A 14,648-nucleotide genomic window follows, 5' to 3' on the forward strand; every position below is an offset into this window, starting at 1 on the left:
TCACCCAGTGGGGTTAAGGAGATAGTAAGGAGGATTTTCAGCAAATGATTTGTTGTAGTGAGAATGCTTGTTTTAGATCAAACAATTTTTGTGTGGGTATTTGTTTTTATGAACCAGCTCAAAAAAAACGCAGCCTATTGATCATTTTTTACATAAAATCAAATGCATACCTCTTTAGAGGTATCAGATATCGTTAACTACAGTGTGACGCTTCATGAAAGAGTTAAATCTGAGATAGATGCCACTTTTCAATTTCAGCAAGTGAAATGTTTTTTGTTAAAGAAATGATGTTTTTAGTTAAAGAAACGTAAGGCCAAATGTATTATTTTAAATTTATTTTCCTTATTTATTAATTATTTATCTTCCACTGCCGATACCCTGAGCTCGGTTCAGTAATGCTGAGCTTAATGTGAAAGAACCGAAGATATCTCTGATTAAGTAAATATGTTTTGCCATAGCAAACACACAGGAAAAGGAATTATGTGGTTTTACAGATTTAAACACGCTTTTATTGCGTTGTTGCTCCCATGGCTACTGGCCGTCACTACCCAGCTAGCGGGAAGAGTCTATCTTCTAACGGACTATTGTCACCCGGAATTATTGGCAAGTTCATCAGTTGATATACGACGTATGTTTTTGATTGGTGGACTATTTGATATTCGTATCGCGAGTTTGATGTTTGTGCCGTGCTTATTAATTGCGGGTATACTCGCGCTTGGTAACAACAGCTTCAAGCTTTGGCAACGCTCCTGGCCTTGGCTCGCAACGATCCTTGGTACATTAATAACAATACTCACCGTCGGAAATATTTTCTATTACGCGACCTACCAAAGACCAATTGATATTTTTATTTTCGGACTGGTGGAAGATGATACGACAGCGGTGCTGAAAACCTTGTGGAGCGACTATCCAGTTATTCGCAGTGTTATTTGTCTTATTCTGGTTGTAGTCGCAATTTTATGGATTTGTCGCCGTTGGCAGAAAAAAATAAGCACCTGGCCTGAACAGCGCCACTGTATAGCCGTATCGGCCATTTCAACGCTGGTTATCCTCGCAATTAGTTTTGTTGGCACGCGCGGTTCGTTGGGTACGTTCCCTCTACGACAGTCCGATGCACAGATTTCAGATGTCACTTTATTAAATATGCTGACACCAAGTGGTCCGATAGCGTTAACTTGGGCAATTAAAGCCCACCGGGAATATAACAACTTTTCTCAAGCAACCGACAAACAGGGAGAAGAACTGTTCAGTCAGTTTTTTGCTACACCTACCGAGGCTAGCCTGAAGCAATTTATGGCTCAAACTGGCCCTAACCCTATCGCGAAAAAATCGCCACCTAATGTTGTTTTCGCTGTTATGGAAAGCATGGGATATTACCTTGAAGGCTATGATCGCGAGGATCGTGATGTTTTCGGCGCGCTAAAACAGCACTGGCAAACTGACTGGCGTTTCAGCCGTTTTATCTCCGAAGGGAATGGCACTATTGATAGTCTGAGCCGCTTCTTCGTTCGTAGCCCAAATAATAACATCAGCCAATCAAGCGCTCAAAATGCTGATTTTTATAGCAATATGTTTAAACCTTTCATTGCTAATGGATATAAAATTATTTTCGTTACTTCGGGTAATGGCTCTTGGCGCAATCTAAATCAGTTCCTACCTCACTTGGGCGTAAGTGAATTTGTTGAACAAAACGGGCTGAGAAAGCGCTATCCCGAAGCTGAAACTGGCACCTGGGGTGTACCTGATGAATTTATGTTCCGTTATATCGAGGAACGTTTAGCGCAGGCCGACAAAGAAGGTGAACATGTATTCATCATGTCGATGTCAACCTCTCATCATCCTCCGTTCAAAGCACCTAATAGTTACCTCAAGACAGATATCAAATTATCAGATGCCGAAAAGCAAAGACTGAATAATCTGGCCAGCGGAAAACAGCTAGAGGAAGTATTTCATACGCTACGCTATACCAATGATCAGTTAGGACAATTTATTAGCTGGGTAAAACACCAACCATTGGGTGAACATACTATTATTGCTGCAACAGGCGATCATAATATCCGTGGTATTAGCTATCCTGACACCGCCGAACTTGCACTTAGTTACGCGGTTCCATTTTATCTTTATGTACCCAAGAATTATCGCCAGAACAGTCATTTTGATGCATCCCGGGTGGGCAGTCATAAAGATATCTGGCCTACGCTATATCAGCTTAGTTTGTCAGAAGCACCGTATTACCGAACGGGTTGCGACTTATTGTCTGAGAAACCAGACCCTCTATGGTGCCAGGGCTATAACCCTAATCTAATGATCACCCAACAGGGGGCTTTCAGCTTATCGGGTAAAGGGGAGTTCCATCGGTGGGTTGATAAAGAGGGATTATTGCTAGCCGCACCTCAGCCGATGAATGAAGATCAGGAAAAAACCTTTAATCGCTGGCAGGCATTTACTTCGCTGTTGTCTTGGCAATTAAACAAACAGGTTCAGGAACAGAACTAGCAAAAATATAAAATATTTGCAGCGACAAGGTCCAAGGATGGACCAAATAATAAACATAGTCTGCGTACATGCCACTTGAGGTATAACCGGTATAAACATTATTGCCTCTGAACGTCCGAGACAGACGAAACAAAACGTCTTACCTGCTTGTTATGCTGAGAAATGCTGAATGATTATTTGGGAAAGGTACTGAAAAGATAAGAGATACTAAGAGAAGATGGCGGAGGAGGAGAGATTCGAACTCTCGAACGGTTACCCGTCGACGGTTTTCAAGACCGTTGCCTTCAGCCACTCGGCCACCCCTCCGCAACGAGCCGAACTATAAACAGAGCTCTGCCGCTTGTAAAGCTTGTTTGTGTTTAATCGGGTAAAAAGCCACCATATGATTATTGAATGATGAATTAATCGTCATGGTGATGATTCACTGTACAACAAGCGAGCCTCCCGGCTCTCAATGACGTTTCTGTCACTTTGCCGAGCGAAAGCATAGACTTCTTTGGGATACAGGCAAATATTTGCTAAATTAGCAGCCGTTTCATTGATGGGATAACTGAGGTTATATGTTGGAGTTTGAAGGACGCACGATTGAGACCGATGCGCAGGGTTACCTGAAAGACAGCGCCGACTGGAGCGAAGCACTGGCCCCAATACTGGCTGAGCAAGAGGGCATCACACTCACCGAACCGCACTGGGAAGTGGTGCGCTTTGTGCGTGCGTTTTATCAGGAATTCAATACGTCACCGGCGATCCGTATGCTGGTCAAAGCCATGGCGCAGAAATACGGTGAAGAAAAAGGCAATAGCCGCTACCTCTATCGTCTCTTCCCCAAAGGGCCGGCAAAGCAAGCCACAAAAATTGCCGGATTGCCAAAGCCGGTGAAATGTATTTAATCCTGACGCAACCTGCTGATTGGCCAGCTAATAGCGAATTTTAAATGTCTCAAATGGAGTGGCTGGATAAGGCTCGGTCAGCAGGCGATCAACCCTCGCCCCGCGTGGCCCGCCCTGCTTAATCCACTCCATCAATTGCTCGACCGCTTGTTGCTCGCCATAAGCCACAACCTCTACACTGCCGTCATCACAATTTCTGGCATACCCTGTGACCCCTAGCGCCAGTGCCTGACGTTGTGTGCTATAGCGAAACCCCACACCTTGAACGACACCATAAACATAAGCAGCAGTGCATACTTTTGCCATATCAGTTCCTCATCTATTGTTACTTTTTCCCATGATGCGCGCTGGCGTTGGCAAAATTACTTTCCGCCGACTCTAACTCTTTGGATAAGAAGTAATTAAGGAATGTTCGTATAACAGCAATAATGGCCAGCTTGATCAATTCCTCCATACTTGGGTTAATAGTGGTAGCCAAGATATCAGCCGCTAATTGGAACTCTAGCGCCAAAGCCAGCCAGGTACCAAAACGCGTTCTCATTAAGTGGAGTATCGACTGATTCTTAAAATTTGTTATTGCAGTGGGCAGCGACTTTACCAGCCCGACAAAAACACAAATAACAGACAAGAACTCCAGGAAAAGCTGTAATGACTGAGAGAGATAAATGATGATTTCTTTTATGTTTTCCAACGAAATTTACCTCTATTTCTCGCCGTTCTTTTGTTTCAAATGGAACGAAAAACGCGACTGGAAATAGGATTTAAGGTGTTCTTCCATCGAATGAATTTTTTGGTCAATGGTGTTACACAGAAACTCATCGCTATTCATGGCGTCAACCCGCTGTAGCGCAATTAAATCAATTTCTTCTTTTTGCTTTTCGGTGAGTTCTAAGTGAGTTTGCTTATTAGTCATATATGCTATTCCTACGATGAAGAAAATTTGAACCAAGGAAGTAATTATAGCTCTATGAATATGTTAGTGAAAAATTTTCGACCTTTCTATTGAATCTGAGAGAGCGGTTGATAACAGGCTAAGTTGCCCAAGTAAGAGCAAGCTATCAAGGCAGTCGTGGTAGTGAGTGGCATGATATTGCTATATCATTGTGACCTTATTTTGATTGATAATGACTTGTCAATTTCAACTATTTGATCTTAAAAGAATATTATAATGCGCCCATCTCTTGTTCTTGCTAAAGGACGTGAAAAATCCTTACTTCGCCGCCATCCATGGATCTTCTCTGGGGCTGTGCTGCGCCTTGAAGGCAAACCCACTGCCGGTGAAACCATCGATATTCTTGATAGCCAGGGAAAATGGCTGGCTCGTGCGGCCTACTCACCTGAGTCACAAATTGTGGCCCGAGTCTGGACGTTCCAACAAGATGAAGTTATCGACAGCGAATTCTTTGTTCGCCGTCTACAGCAGGCGCAGAGCTGGCGCGATTGGTTGGCACAACGTGATGGCTTAAATGGCTACCGTCTTATTGCCGGTGAATCCGACGGCTTGCCGGGTATTACCATTGACCGTTTCCAAAACTTCCTGGTGTTGCAATTGCTCTCGGCAGGTGCTGAACATCAGCGTGCAGCGCTGGTCAGTGCATTACAACAGTGCTATCCAGAATGCTCAATTTATGATCGCTCCGATGTTTCAGTGCGTAAAAAAGAAGGTCTGGAACTGACCCAAGGTACTGTCTGGGGCGAGATGCCTCCGGCACTATTACCTATCACTGAGCACGGTATGAAATTGCTGGTAGATATTCAGCATGGTCATAAGACAGGTTTTTATTTAGACCAGCGAGATAGCCGCCTAGCGGCGCGTAATTATGCCGATGGCCGTCGCGTTCTGAACTGCTTCTCGTATACCGGAGCCTTTGCCGTGGCAGCGCTGATGGGGAATTGCCAACAAGTTATCAGTGTTGATACTTCACAATCCGTGTTGGATATCGCTAAACAAAATGTTGAGCTAAATCAGCTAGATCTAAGTAAATCCGAATTTATTCGTGATGATGTATTCCAATTGCTGCGCAACTATCGCGCGCAAGGAGAAAAGTTTGACATGATCATCATGGATCCACCGAAATTTGTGGAAAATAAAAGCCAATTGGCCAGTGCTTGTCGCGGCTATAAAGATATCAATATGTTAGCGATACAGCTTTTACGCCCAGGCGGCATCTTATTAAGTTTCTCTTGTTCTGGTTTGATGCCTACAGATTTATTCCAGAAAATTTTAGCCGATGCTGCGTTAGATGCAGGTCATGATATACAATTTATAGAGCAGTTCCGTCAGGCAGCGGATCACCCGGTTATCGCGACATACCCTGAAGGTTTGTATCTGAAAGGATTTGCGTGTCGGATAATGTGACTTGAAATGCCCTGCGTTGCCCTCATATATAAAGCAGCGTAATAGTTTCCCAGGAGGTTATCATGATCGCGAGCAAATTCGGTATCGGGCAGCAGGTTCGCCACCGCCTCCACGGCTACTTAGGTGTAGTAATTGATATCGATCCTGAATACTCTCTTGAGCCACCAGCACCAGATGAGGTGGCAAACAATGATACGTTGCGTTTGTCGCCTTGGTATCACGTGGTGATTGAAGATGATGAAGGGCAACCGGTACATACTTATCTGGCAGAGGCACAGCTGACTTATGAAGATATGGATGCCCATCCTGAGCAACCTTCATTAGATGAACTGGCAGCCTCTATCCGTCATCAGCTACAGGCTCCGCGTCTGCGCAACTAGACGTTAAAATTTCTTGATAAAACCCGGCACTGATTGCCGGGTTTTTTATAGGGGAAATTCAAGGCTATTGATGCCAAAAATATTACTCTTTCTCTAATCCCAATCGCGGAATTTCAATTTTAGGGCAGCGATCCATAACAACCTTTAGCCCGGCATCTGCGGCTAATGTTGCAGCCAACTCATTGATAACACCGATTTGCAGCCACAGCACCTTGGCTCCGATAGCAATAGCTTCCTGTGCAACACCATATGCCGCGTCAGCATTGCGGAATACATCTACCATATCAATAGGATAAGGAATATCGGCTAATTCAGCATAAACCTGCTGACCCAATAACGTTTTTCCCGCCAGTTTAGGGCTGACTGGTGTGACCTGATATCCCTGCTCTAACAGATAATTCATCACGCCGTAGCTGGGCCGCGCGGGGTTGTCGCTGGCCCCTACTAAAGCAATTGTCTTTACCTGTTGGAGAATGTCAGCAATGTCTTTATCGTGCATGTTTCAGTTCCTCTGATGCGCTAAAAGAATACTCCAATCCATTTGCATCCGGATGGATTTACCAATATTAGGTGACATCTCAATGTATATCATTCAGAAAACTGCGGATAAATGCTCCCTAATTGATTTGGTTTAATAGTTATAGCAGTAATAGCTGTTAGATTGGCTCTTTTATCTTTAGAATTCATTAAGATAACGACGACATATTTATACCGAATGTTTCAGAAAGTAAATAAATATGGGCAACCGGAAAGACTTTGACACATAATCTAGCGTGTCTGACAATGTAAGTGGATATCACCTCAGGAGTAGCACATGAAATTTGGTCTGGTGGTCGCAGGGATTTTGGCCGTTTGCTGTAGTACATCAGCTATAGCCACGACCTTAAAACTCGCTCCGGAAATTGACCTGTTGGTGGTCGATGGCAAAAATATGTCAGGTTCTTTACTCAAAGGGGCTGATAGCCTGGAGCTAAATAGCGGTCAGCATCAAATTCTATTCAAAGTTGCCAAACCTCTCCCAACGGATCCCAAAGTCTTGTATTCATCCCCACCATTAGTGGTGGTGTTCAACACCCGCAATGTCCGGTCAGTGGCGATAAAACTACCCGTAATCGAGACCGAGCGAGATGGTAACAAGTTTTCTAAAAACCCGTCATATCAGCTAATTGGCGATAATGGGCGGCCATTATCGGTACGCCACGATGTATTACATCAGGATAATCTTAATACTGCGACAACGCTTGAAACAGCTATGGCAACTTATAACGTCGGGCAATTCGGTGCTTCGGTTCCCTCTTTTGCTACTATCCCCCCCTCGCCAGTGAGCGCAGTTCCGGGCACCACGATTGCAGTTGCAGGAACCAATTCCCCACAAAAAACCACCAATTTGCAGGGTGAAAATGTGGCAGAACAGATGCTGCAATATTGGTTCTTGCAAGCCGACGCAGACACACAGCAACGCTTCTTATTATGGGCTAAAAAGCAGCCACTGAAGTAACCAAATAAGCTCAAGCTCGTTCTTAAACATCAGGTTATGCTTGTTTCCTCGCATTTCTTTGCGTTACTGCTATGAACTAAAACACCATTTCAGTAATCTGTCTGCAAACCGCTGGCACTCATATCCTAAATAATTTGAGTTGCAGGAAGGCAGCCAACGCCCATGCAGCTTGAGCTATGACGGGTACATTGAAGGAAAAGTTGATGGAACTCACCACCCGCACCATTGCGGCACGCAAGCATATTGCCCTGGTTTCTCATGACCATTGCAAAAAATCTCTGCTCGAATGGGTCATGCAAAACAGAGACCTTTTGTCACAACACGAACTGTATGCGACTGGCACCACCGGAAACCTGGTACAGAAAGCAACAGGTATTGATGTTCACTGTTTACTCAGTGGCCCTATGGGTGGAGACCAAGAGGTGGGCGCGCTGATATCTGAGAAGAAAATTGATATCTTGATTTTCTTCTGGGACCCACTCAATGCCGTACCACATGACCCTGATGTCAAAGCCCTGCTACGTCTTGCCACAGTCTGGAATATTCCGGTTGCGACTAACCGCTCTACCGCCGACTTCTTAATTGACTCCGCCTTGTTTAGCGGCGAAGTGACTATTGCCATCCCGGATTATGAGCGTTACTTACAGCAACGCCTGAAATAATGATGAAACCCGGAGTGATAACATCTCCGGGTTTCATTTCTCACAAAAACGCCCCATATTGGCTAAGGTTTGCGTTGGATCGGCACCCCTAACTCACTAAGTTGATTAACAAAAATAGAAGGGTTAGCTGTATCTTGCAGCAACCAAACTTGATGTTTTGCTCGCGTCATGGCGACATAAAGTAAGCGCCGTTCTTCCGCATCAGGGAAATCTTCTGGGGGCGGTAGCAGCACATCTTCCAAAATTGACTCGCGCACCACAGCAGGGAAACCATCATTTCCCTCATGTAATCCAGCAATAATCACATAATCAGCCTGCTGCCCTTTACTGGCGTGGATCGTCATGAAATCAATGGTTAATTTCGGCCAGCGCGTGGTTGCTTTTTGCAAAATTTCGGGCCGTAAATGGTGATAACGAGCCAAAATAAGAATGCGCTCATCATCTTTGACAAAACCACTTAACTTATCCAACAGAGATTCAAGTTGCTCACTCGGCAAAATGACAATCGATTTTTTATTCCCCTGACTCAAGCTATTCAGCGGTTTCTTCAGTTGATAGGGATTCTGCTGAATAAACCGGTTAGCAATCTCACCAATCCTGTCATTAAATCGATAGGTAGTATCCAATGCACATTCTGCGCTTTCGCCAAAATTCTGGCTGAAAGCGGTGGTGAGAGAAAGTTCTGCTCCGCTGAAACGGTATATCGCCTGCCAGTCATCACCAACGGCAAACAGGCAGGTCTGCTTATTTTGTTTGCGTAAAGCACTCAGAAGCATGGCACGCTGTGGCGAAATATCCTGAAATTCATCAACCAGAATGTGTTTCCACGGGCTGACAAAACGCCCTTTTTCCAGCAAATTGACGGCTTGATGAATCAGCCCGGAGAAATCAACCGCGCCCTCTTCTTTAAGCGCTGTTTTCCATGCTTTCAATAACGGTGCCATTAGCCGTATACGTTTTTGGAAGAGAGCACGCACTTCTTCATCAGCCTGTTCAATCATTTCAGCCTGACTCCCCCCATGCATGCGCATCAAACCTAACCAGCGCTCAAGTCGCCCGGCTAGCCGAGCTGCGAGCCGCGAATCACGCCAAAATTCGCCATCATCAATATCCCATTCAAGCTCGTCGGTTAACCACTCGCGCCACCCTTTAGCTTGCGCCTTTTTCTCACTGCATTGCTGTTGCCAATGTTTGATAAGCAGTGAGCGCCTGGCCTGGCTGTCTGATTCCAGTTTGCTTATCACCGGAGTTTTACGGCTACCTTGCTGAATAATCTGCAACGCGAGCGCGTGGAAAGTTTTGGCTTGAATATCATCCACGCCAAGACGTTGTTTGATGCGGCTGTTCATTTCATCCGCGGCCTGGCGGCCAAAAGCGAGCAGTAAAATCTGCTCAGGCAGAGCTTCATTGCGCCGCAGTAGCCAACCCGCTCGAGCAACCAATACAGACGTTTTGCCACTGCCAGCACCGGCCAACACTAAAACCGAATCCTCACCGTTGACGACTGCCCTACTTTGCGACTCATTTAGCGGAGAACTTTCAACGTTCTGGAAGAAGTCCTGATGCTCCTCCAGCATGCGATGAGTCCATTGCTGATTGCGGCGGTCAACACTTCGGTTACCCTGCTCCAGCCAGCGCAAGCAAAGCTCATAATCTGCGCGGCAAGAGTCAAAGTCGATTAAGCGCTGAACAGGCATCGGCAGTGAGGTAAAAGCCTCACGGATAGATGCTTGTAGCTGACTTAACTCGCTGCGTTTAAACCATTTATCCTGCTGCTCAATTCGCTTAATCAGTTCAACTTGTTTATGCAAAACGTCAACACACACCCGGCTCATCTCCTCACTCCATTGTTGCCAGATGCCCAGTAAATGATGATAGAAACGCTGAGTTTCTTGCCACTCGGTGCCATGTAAACGCACAACTTGCTGATTCGGAAGCTCAAATTCCATCTCGCCCCAAACAATACCGCGTTTACATTGAATGTTAACCAATTGGTTAAAAGGAATCAGGTATTGATGTTTATCACCGCATACTTCGATGCCCGCATTGAGCAAGCGTACCCGGTTATAGGGGTGCTGAGCCAAATGCTTGCCAAAAGATGTCGCTTTAAGTTCCATATCCGCGCGCCATAACTCGTATTAAGTGAATTGAAATAACATGATGGAGTGTAAATAAAATAATTGAGTTTAAACAACAGGTATCCGATAGTTAACAACGGAAACTAACCGGCGCCATACGTATAGAATAGATGGCACCTGTTATCACTCATCCGCATTGCGGTTTTTTTATTCAGCTAGGCAGATTAATCACTATGCGTACTGTACTGAATATTCTTAATTTTGTTTTAGGTGGTTTTTTCACCACATTGGGCTGGTTATTGGCAACTGTGGTCAGCGTCATCCTGATTTTCACCTTACCATTAACGCGCTCTTGCTGGGAGATAACCAAGTTATCATTTCTCCCTTATGGCAATGAGGCGATCCATGTCAATGAATTATACCCAGAAAAAAGTAATCCTCTGCTAACCGCGGGTGGTTCTTTGCTGAATATCGTTTGGTTTATTTTATTTGGTTGGTGGTTATGTTTATCACATATTGCCACCGGAATTGTGCAATGTATCACCATAATTGGGATTCCGGTCGGGATTGCCAATTTTAAGATTGCTGCCATCGCGTTATGGCCTGTGGGTCGCCGTGTCGTTTCTGTTGAAATGGCACAACAGGCAAGAATGGCCAATGCTCAACGCCAGTATCAGCAACGCTGAATTTTCTGTTTTTAGAGGTTTTTTGTGCTCACTTTCGTCACTGGTTTACGCCGTTATATCTACAATAGCAGCCTGCTTTATCATGTTCGTATATTTATCGCGCTGGTGGGTGTAACGGCGGTTCCGTGGTGGATTGATCAGCCAAAGCTGACAATCCCCTTAACACTGGGTGTCGTGGCCGCAGCATTAACTGATCTTGATGACCGCCTGGCTGGGCGGTTACGTAATCTATTCATTACGCTGATTTGTTTTTTTATCGCATCAGCCTCTATTGAGCTGTTATTTCCTTATCCTTGGTTTTTTGCCCTTGGCCTGACCTTTTCAACCTGTGGCTTTATTCTGTTGGGTGCCTTAGGCCAACGTTATGCCACCATCGCCTTTGGCGCATTATTAATTGCCATTTACACCATGTTGGGTACTTCCATGTACCATATTTGGTATCAGCAACCCCTGTTACTGATACTCGGTGCCGTTTGGTATAATGTTCTGACCCTATGTGGACATCTTATTTTTCCTATCCGCCCGTTACAGGATAATCTGGCCCGTTGCTATCAACATCTGGCCCAATATCTTGAGGCAAAAGCTAATCTATTTGATCCTGATCTAGAACCTGATGTTAATCAACCACTTATAGATGTAGCAATGGCCAACGGTACATTAGTCTCGACATTGAACCAAGCCAAAACCTCACTTGTGACGCGGCTGAAAGGTGATCGCGGTCAGCGCGAAACCCGGCGCACCCTCCACTATTATTTTGTTGCGCAAGATATTCATGAACGCGCCAGTTCATCACATGTTCAATATCAGGTATTGCGGGAAAAATTTCGCTACAGCGACGTGTTATTCCGCTTTCAACGCCTGCTCAGCATGCAAGCCAGAGCCTGCATGAAGCTGTCGCAATCCATCCTGATGAGACAAAAATATCAGCATGACCCGCGTTTCGAACGGGCGTTTACATTTTTAGATGCTGCATTGGCCCGAGAGCTGGCACAGAATGAGAATGTACCGCAAGTTAAAGCACTGTCTCATTTGCTCAAAAACCTGCGCGCCATTGATGCCCAACTGGCTGGCATTGAATCAGAACAAGTATTAGCTGAAGGCCCACAACCTGAAAGTCGCTTATCCGACGATCGTCTCACCGGATGGAGTGATATCAAGCTGCGTATCAGCCGCCATCTGACCCCTCAATCCGCACTCTTCCGACATGCTGTGCGCATGTCCGTTGTACTCTGCGTGGGATATGCGTTTATTCAACTTACTGGCATGCGTCATGGTTATTGGATCTTGCTGACCAGCCTTTTTGTCTGCCAGCCCAACTACAATGCGACGAGACGCCGCCTCGCGCTGCGAATTATTGGCACCTTGGCAGGTATCCTTATAGGGCTACCCATCCTTTATTTTGTGCCGTCTATTGAGGGTCAGTTAATCCTGATCGTCATTACTGGCGTACTCTTTTTTGCTTTCCGCAATGTTCAGTATGCTCATGCAACGATGTTCATTACTTTGTTGGTTTTGCTCTGTTTTAACTTACTCGGGGAAGGATTTGAGGTTGCCGCGCCGCGGGTGTTTGACACGCTACTTGGTTGCGCTATTGCCTGGGTCGCAGTGAGTTTTATCTGGCCTGACTGGAAATTCCGCCAACTTCCCGCCGTGGTTCACAGAACACTTAATGCAAATTGCCGTTATCTGGATGCTATTTTAGTGCAATATTATCAAGGCAAAGATAACAGCTTGCCCTACCGTGTTGCCCGGCGTGATGCACATAATTGCGATGCTGAATTGGCCTCTGTTATTTCAAATATGTCAGCGGAACCCAAGAACGACAAAGAGACTCAGGAAGCAGCATTTCGTTTACTTTGCCTCAACCACACTATGCTGAGTTATATTTCTGCATTAGGTGCTCACCGTGAAAAACTGACCAATACTGCCACGTTGAATTTACTCGATGATGCTATTTGTTATGTTGAAGGTGCTCTTGAACAAGAACAACCCGACAGTACAAAAATGACACAAGTATTAGCGGGCTTATTAACCCGGCTACAGAGCTGTAATCCTGAGCCGGAGAGCAAAGATCAACTGGTTTTACAACAGATTGGCTTATTGCTCGAATTATTACCTGAGCTTAGTGAACTCAATAAACGCATTGGCCAGGCTGGCTAATGAAATCTCGGGCCAGTTTCTATCAATGGCCCTTCTCTATATTATTTCGTATTGCCTGACATCGGCCGGTTGAATGTGCATTTCAAACCATTCAATCAGCTCGCTACGCAATATTAACGGCAACACCGCACAGTGGTGACCACTTATCGCGCCAGCCAGAGCCAATAATACATTGACACCTAATGTGCGCCGTAATGTGCGTAACTTCAGATAACAACGCTTAGCCCCCTCAAGCTTCAGCTCTGCCGCACTCTGAATACCGACTTTCCATAGTAGCCGTTCAAGGCTGGCACTGAGATTGGGTAAATCCTTCAAACGAACCGGGGGACTTTTTTTACTTAAAACTTCGGATTTAGCCCCTTGATATGACTGTTTTGCAAAGTGGCGTAATGCAAGATCGTCTTCCCACAATACCGAGTCAACCCAATAATAACGCAGTGAAACAGGAAGACCGCGTTTAGCATAAACAAGATTAACCATCCCTCTGGTGCGGAATAAGTTTTCAACCAAGTCATTCGCACGTAGATACAACTCCCCTTCCGAAACGACTGCAAACATAATGTTATTGGCTAACAAGCCATAACCACCAAATTGTGAGCGGACTGTGATTTGGCCCAAAAAATCAAAACGACACCGAGCCTGCATTATCTTGTGCTCTGATACTTTTTTCATCACTACTCCTTTAGTAAAAATCCGATCCAACGTCCCTTTTTAGTTGCAATAAGTGTAAGAGGAACAACTAATTAGAAAATACGCAATATGGATAACTGAGCCAAACACAAAATCAACTTTTGCGCATTTACATCGCAATAATGCGAAGCGTCTTGTAAAAATTTAGTTGATCTTCGAACAAACAGTGACTACTGTATATACATACAGGACACCACAGGCGAGGTTCATCATGCGTACTCAATCACTAAAACCTTATAATGCTAATTATCATTCTCTTATTACCCGTGACGCACAGGAAAGAGTTGATGCACCAACCGATAGTGGCCTTATCAGTGAACTTGTGTACAGTGAAAATCAGCCTGCGGTAGCACAATTACTGCTTCCCTTATTACAACAGCTCGGTAAACAGTCCCGGTGGCTCTTGTGGCTGACCCCAGAACAGAAATTGAGTCGTTTATGGTTACAGCAATCAGGTTTGCCAATGAGTAAAGTCGTTCAGGCGAGGCAGATCAATCCATTATCCACTGTTGATGCCATGGAAAAGGCGTTGTTGACGGGAAATTACAGTGTTGTTCTTGGATGGCTACCCGAATTGTCAGAAAATGACCGCATTAGATTGCGTATGGCAGCAAAGTTAGGAAATGCTTATGGGTTTGTTATGCGTCCTCTGAATGACACAAAACTCGATCAAGGACAGTGCGCAACGTTAAAAATTCATTCTTCTTTGTATCATTAAGTAAATTTAGGATTTATCCCATGAATTATTA

General features: G+C 45.0%; 15 protein-coding genes and 1 tRNA gene. 9 read left to right on the forward strand and 7 right to left on the reverse strand.

Annotation, left to right across the window (positions count from 1 at the left end; translation table 11 throughout):
- The first annotated feature begins 480 nt into the window (after positions 1-480).
- A complete protein-coding gene (locus ACNSO8_RS09665) occupies positions 481-2,496 on the forward strand; it encodes an LTA synthase family protein (protein ID WP_046050727.1) in 2,016 nt (671 codons plus the stop codon).
- Positions 2,497-2,714: 218 nt separating this feature from the next.
- On the opposite strand, the gene ACNSO8_RS09670 is transcribed toward ACNSO8_RS09665, so the two are convergent.
- A tRNA-Ser gene (locus tag ACNSO8_RS09670) sits at positions 2,715-2,802 on the reverse strand.
- 254 nt (positions 2,803-3,056) lie between these two features.
- Here ACNSO8_RS09670 and tusE point away from each other — a divergent pair.
- Positions 3,057-3,386: a sulfurtransferase TusE gene (gene tusE / locus ACNSO8_RS09675; protein ID WP_019079836.1), complete on the forward strand. Its 330-nt coding sequence runs from the start codon at positions 3,057-3,059 to the stop codon at positions 3,384-3,386.
- 27 nt (positions 3,387-3,413) lie between these two features.
- Here tusE and yccX read toward each other — a convergent pair whose 3' ends face one another.
- Genes yccX through ACNSO8_RS09690 form a run of 3 tightly spaced genes read right to left on the reverse strand, consistent with a single transcriptional unit; the run spans position 3,414 to position 4,299 of the window.
- Entirely contained in the window at positions 3,414-3,692 is a 279-nt protein-coding gene (yccX, locus tag ACNSO8_RS09680; RefSeq protein WP_019079837.1) for an acylphosphatase, read from the reverse strand.
- A 19-nt stretch (positions 3,693-3,711) separates the two neighbouring features.
- Complete coding sequence (locus tag ACNSO8_RS09685; protein ID WP_019079838.1) at positions 3,712-4,077, reverse strand: DUF1622 domain-containing protein; 366 nt, start codon at positions 4,075-4,077, stop codon at positions 3,712-3,714.
- Positions 4,078-4,089: 12 nt separating this feature from the next.
- On the reverse strand, positions 4,090-4,299 hold the full coding sequence (locus ACNSO8_RS09690; RefSeq protein ID WP_019079839.1) for a hypothetical protein: 210 nt from the start codon (positions 4,297-4,299) through the stop codon (positions 4,090-4,092).
- Positions 4,300-4,554: 255 nt separating this feature from the next.
- On the opposite strand from ACNSO8_RS09690, the gene rlmI reads away from it, so the two are divergent.
- Complete coding sequence (gene rlmI, locus ACNSO8_RS09695; RefSeq protein ID WP_411928877.1) at positions 4,555-5,745, forward strand: 23S rRNA (cytosine(1962)-C(5))-methyltransferase RlmI; 1,191 nt, start codon at positions 4,555-4,557, stop codon at positions 5,743-5,745.
- Between the two features lie 62 nt (positions 5,746-5,807).
- Positions 5,808-6,125 (forward strand): heat shock protein HspQ, encoded by a 318-nt coding sequence (gene hspQ, locus ACNSO8_RS09700; protein ID WP_005160102.1) that lies wholly within the window; start codon positions 5,808-5,810, stop codon positions 6,123-6,125.
- Between the two features lie 82 nt (positions 6,126-6,207).
- Here hspQ and ACNSO8_RS09705 read toward each other — a convergent pair whose 3' ends face one another.
- Positions 6,208-6,624: a CoA-binding protein gene (locus ACNSO8_RS09705; RefSeq protein ID WP_019079841.1), complete on the reverse strand. Its 417-nt coding sequence runs from the start codon at positions 6,622-6,624 to the stop codon at positions 6,208-6,210.
- A gap of 315 nt (positions 6,625-6,939) precedes the next feature.
- Here ACNSO8_RS09705 and ACNSO8_RS09710 point away from each other — a divergent pair, with 315 nt between their 5' ends.
- Together ACNSO8_RS09710 and ACNSO8_RS09715 are read left to right on the forward strand one after the other, a co-directional pair.
- A complete protein-coding gene (locus ACNSO8_RS09710; protein WP_019079842.1) occupies positions 6,940-7,623 on the forward strand; it encodes a DUF2057 family protein in 684 nt (227 codons plus the stop codon).
- A gap of 203 nt (positions 7,624-7,826) precedes the next feature.
- Entirely contained in the window at positions 7,827-8,285 is a 459-nt protein-coding gene (locus tag ACNSO8_RS09715; RefSeq protein WP_019079843.1) for a methylglyoxal synthase, read from the forward strand.
- Positions 8,286-8,347: 62 nt separating this feature from the next.
- Here ACNSO8_RS09715 and helD read toward each other — a convergent pair whose 3' ends face one another.
- Positions 8,348-10,402, reverse strand: coding sequence for a DNA helicase IV (helD, locus tag ACNSO8_RS09720; RefSeq protein WP_050161066.1), 2,055 nt, complete (start codon positions 10,400-10,402; stop codon positions 8,348-8,350).
- A 194-nt stretch (positions 10,403-10,596) separates the two neighbouring features.
- Between helD and ACNSO8_RS09725 the strand changes: the two genes are divergently transcribed.
- Both ACNSO8_RS09725 and yccS read left to right on the forward strand, forming a co-directional pair.
- Positions 10,597-11,049: a YccF domain-containing protein gene (locus tag ACNSO8_RS09725; protein WP_005170867.1), complete on the forward strand. Its 453-nt coding sequence runs from the start codon at positions 10,597-10,599 to the stop codon at positions 11,047-11,049.
- A 24-nt stretch (positions 11,050-11,073) separates the two neighbouring features.
- Complete coding sequence (yccS, locus tag ACNSO8_RS09730; RefSeq protein WP_019079845.1) at positions 11,074-13,209, forward strand: YccS family putative transporter; 2,136 nt, start codon at positions 11,074-11,076, stop codon at positions 13,207-13,209.
- Positions 13,210-13,245: 36 nt separating this feature from the next.
- Here the strand turns inward: yccS and ACNSO8_RS09735 are convergent, their stop codons facing one another.
- Positions 13,246-13,881: a TfoX/Sxy family DNA transformation protein gene (locus ACNSO8_RS09735; protein WP_019079846.1), complete on the reverse strand. Its 636-nt coding sequence runs from the start codon at positions 13,879-13,881 to the stop codon at positions 13,246-13,248.
- 229 nt (positions 13,882-14,110) lie between these two features.
- Between ACNSO8_RS09735 and sulA the strand changes: the two genes are divergently transcribed.
- Positions 14,111-14,617, forward strand: a complete 507-nt coding sequence (sulA, locus tag ACNSO8_RS09740; RefSeq protein WP_019083435.1) for an SOS-induced cell division inhibitor SulA — start codon at positions 14,111-14,113, stop codon at positions 14,615-14,617.
- Positions 14,618-14,648: the final 31 nt, after the last annotated feature.

The sequence above is a fragment of the Yersinia sp. LJYL362 genome (genome assembly GCF_048323875.1).

Bases quoted from the DNA above. Each gene is read 5' to 3' on its own strand.
- helD (WP_050161066.1), bottom strand. From the start codon at position 10,402: ATGGAACTTAAAGCGACATCTTTTGGCAAGCATTTGGCTCAGCACCCC.
- ACNSO8_RS09665 (WP_046050727.1), top strand. From the start codon at position 481: ATGTGGTTTTACAGATTTAAACACGCTTTTATTGCGTTGTTGCTCCCA.
- tusE (WP_019079836.1), top strand. From the start codon at position 3,057: ATGTTGGAGTTTGAAGGACGCACGATTGAGACCGATGCGCAGGGTTAC.
- sulA (WP_019083435.1), top strand. From the start codon at position 14,111: ATGCGTACTCAATCACTAAAACCTTATAATGCTAATTATCATTCTCTT.
- yccX (WP_019079837.1), bottom strand. From the start codon at position 3,692: ATGGCAAAAGTATGCACTGCTGCTTATGTTTATGGTGTCGTTCAAGGT.
- hspQ (WP_005160102.1), top strand. From the start codon at position 5,808: ATGATCGCGAGCAAATTCGGTATCGGGCAGCAGGTTCGCCACCGCCTC.
- rlmI (WP_411928877.1), top strand. From the start codon at position 4,555: ATGCGCCCATCTCTTGTTCTTGCTAAAGGACGTGAAAAATCCTTACTT.
- ACNSO8_RS09705 (WP_019079841.1), bottom strand. From the start codon at position 6,624: ATGCACGATAAAGACATTGCTGACATTCTCCAACAGGTAAAGACAATT.
- ACNSO8_RS09690 (WP_019079839.1), bottom strand. From the start codon at position 4,299: ATGACTAATAAGCAAACTCACTTAGAACTCACCGAAAAGCAAAAAGAA.
- ACNSO8_RS09715 (WP_019079843.1), top strand. From the start codon at position 7,827: ATGGAACTCACCACCCGCACCATTGCGGCACGCAAGCATATTGCCCTG.
- ACNSO8_RS09725 (WP_005170867.1), top strand. From the start codon at position 10,597: ATGCGTACTGTACTGAATATTCTTAATTTTGTTTTAGGTGGTTTTTTC.
- ACNSO8_RS09710 (WP_019079842.1), top strand. From the start codon at position 6,940: ATGAAATTTGGTCTGGTGGTCGCAGGGATTTTGGCCGTTTGCTGTAGT.
- ACNSO8_RS09735 (WP_019079846.1), bottom strand. From the start codon at position 13,881: ATGAAAAAAGTATCAGAGCACAAGATAATGCAGGCTCGGTGTCGTTTT.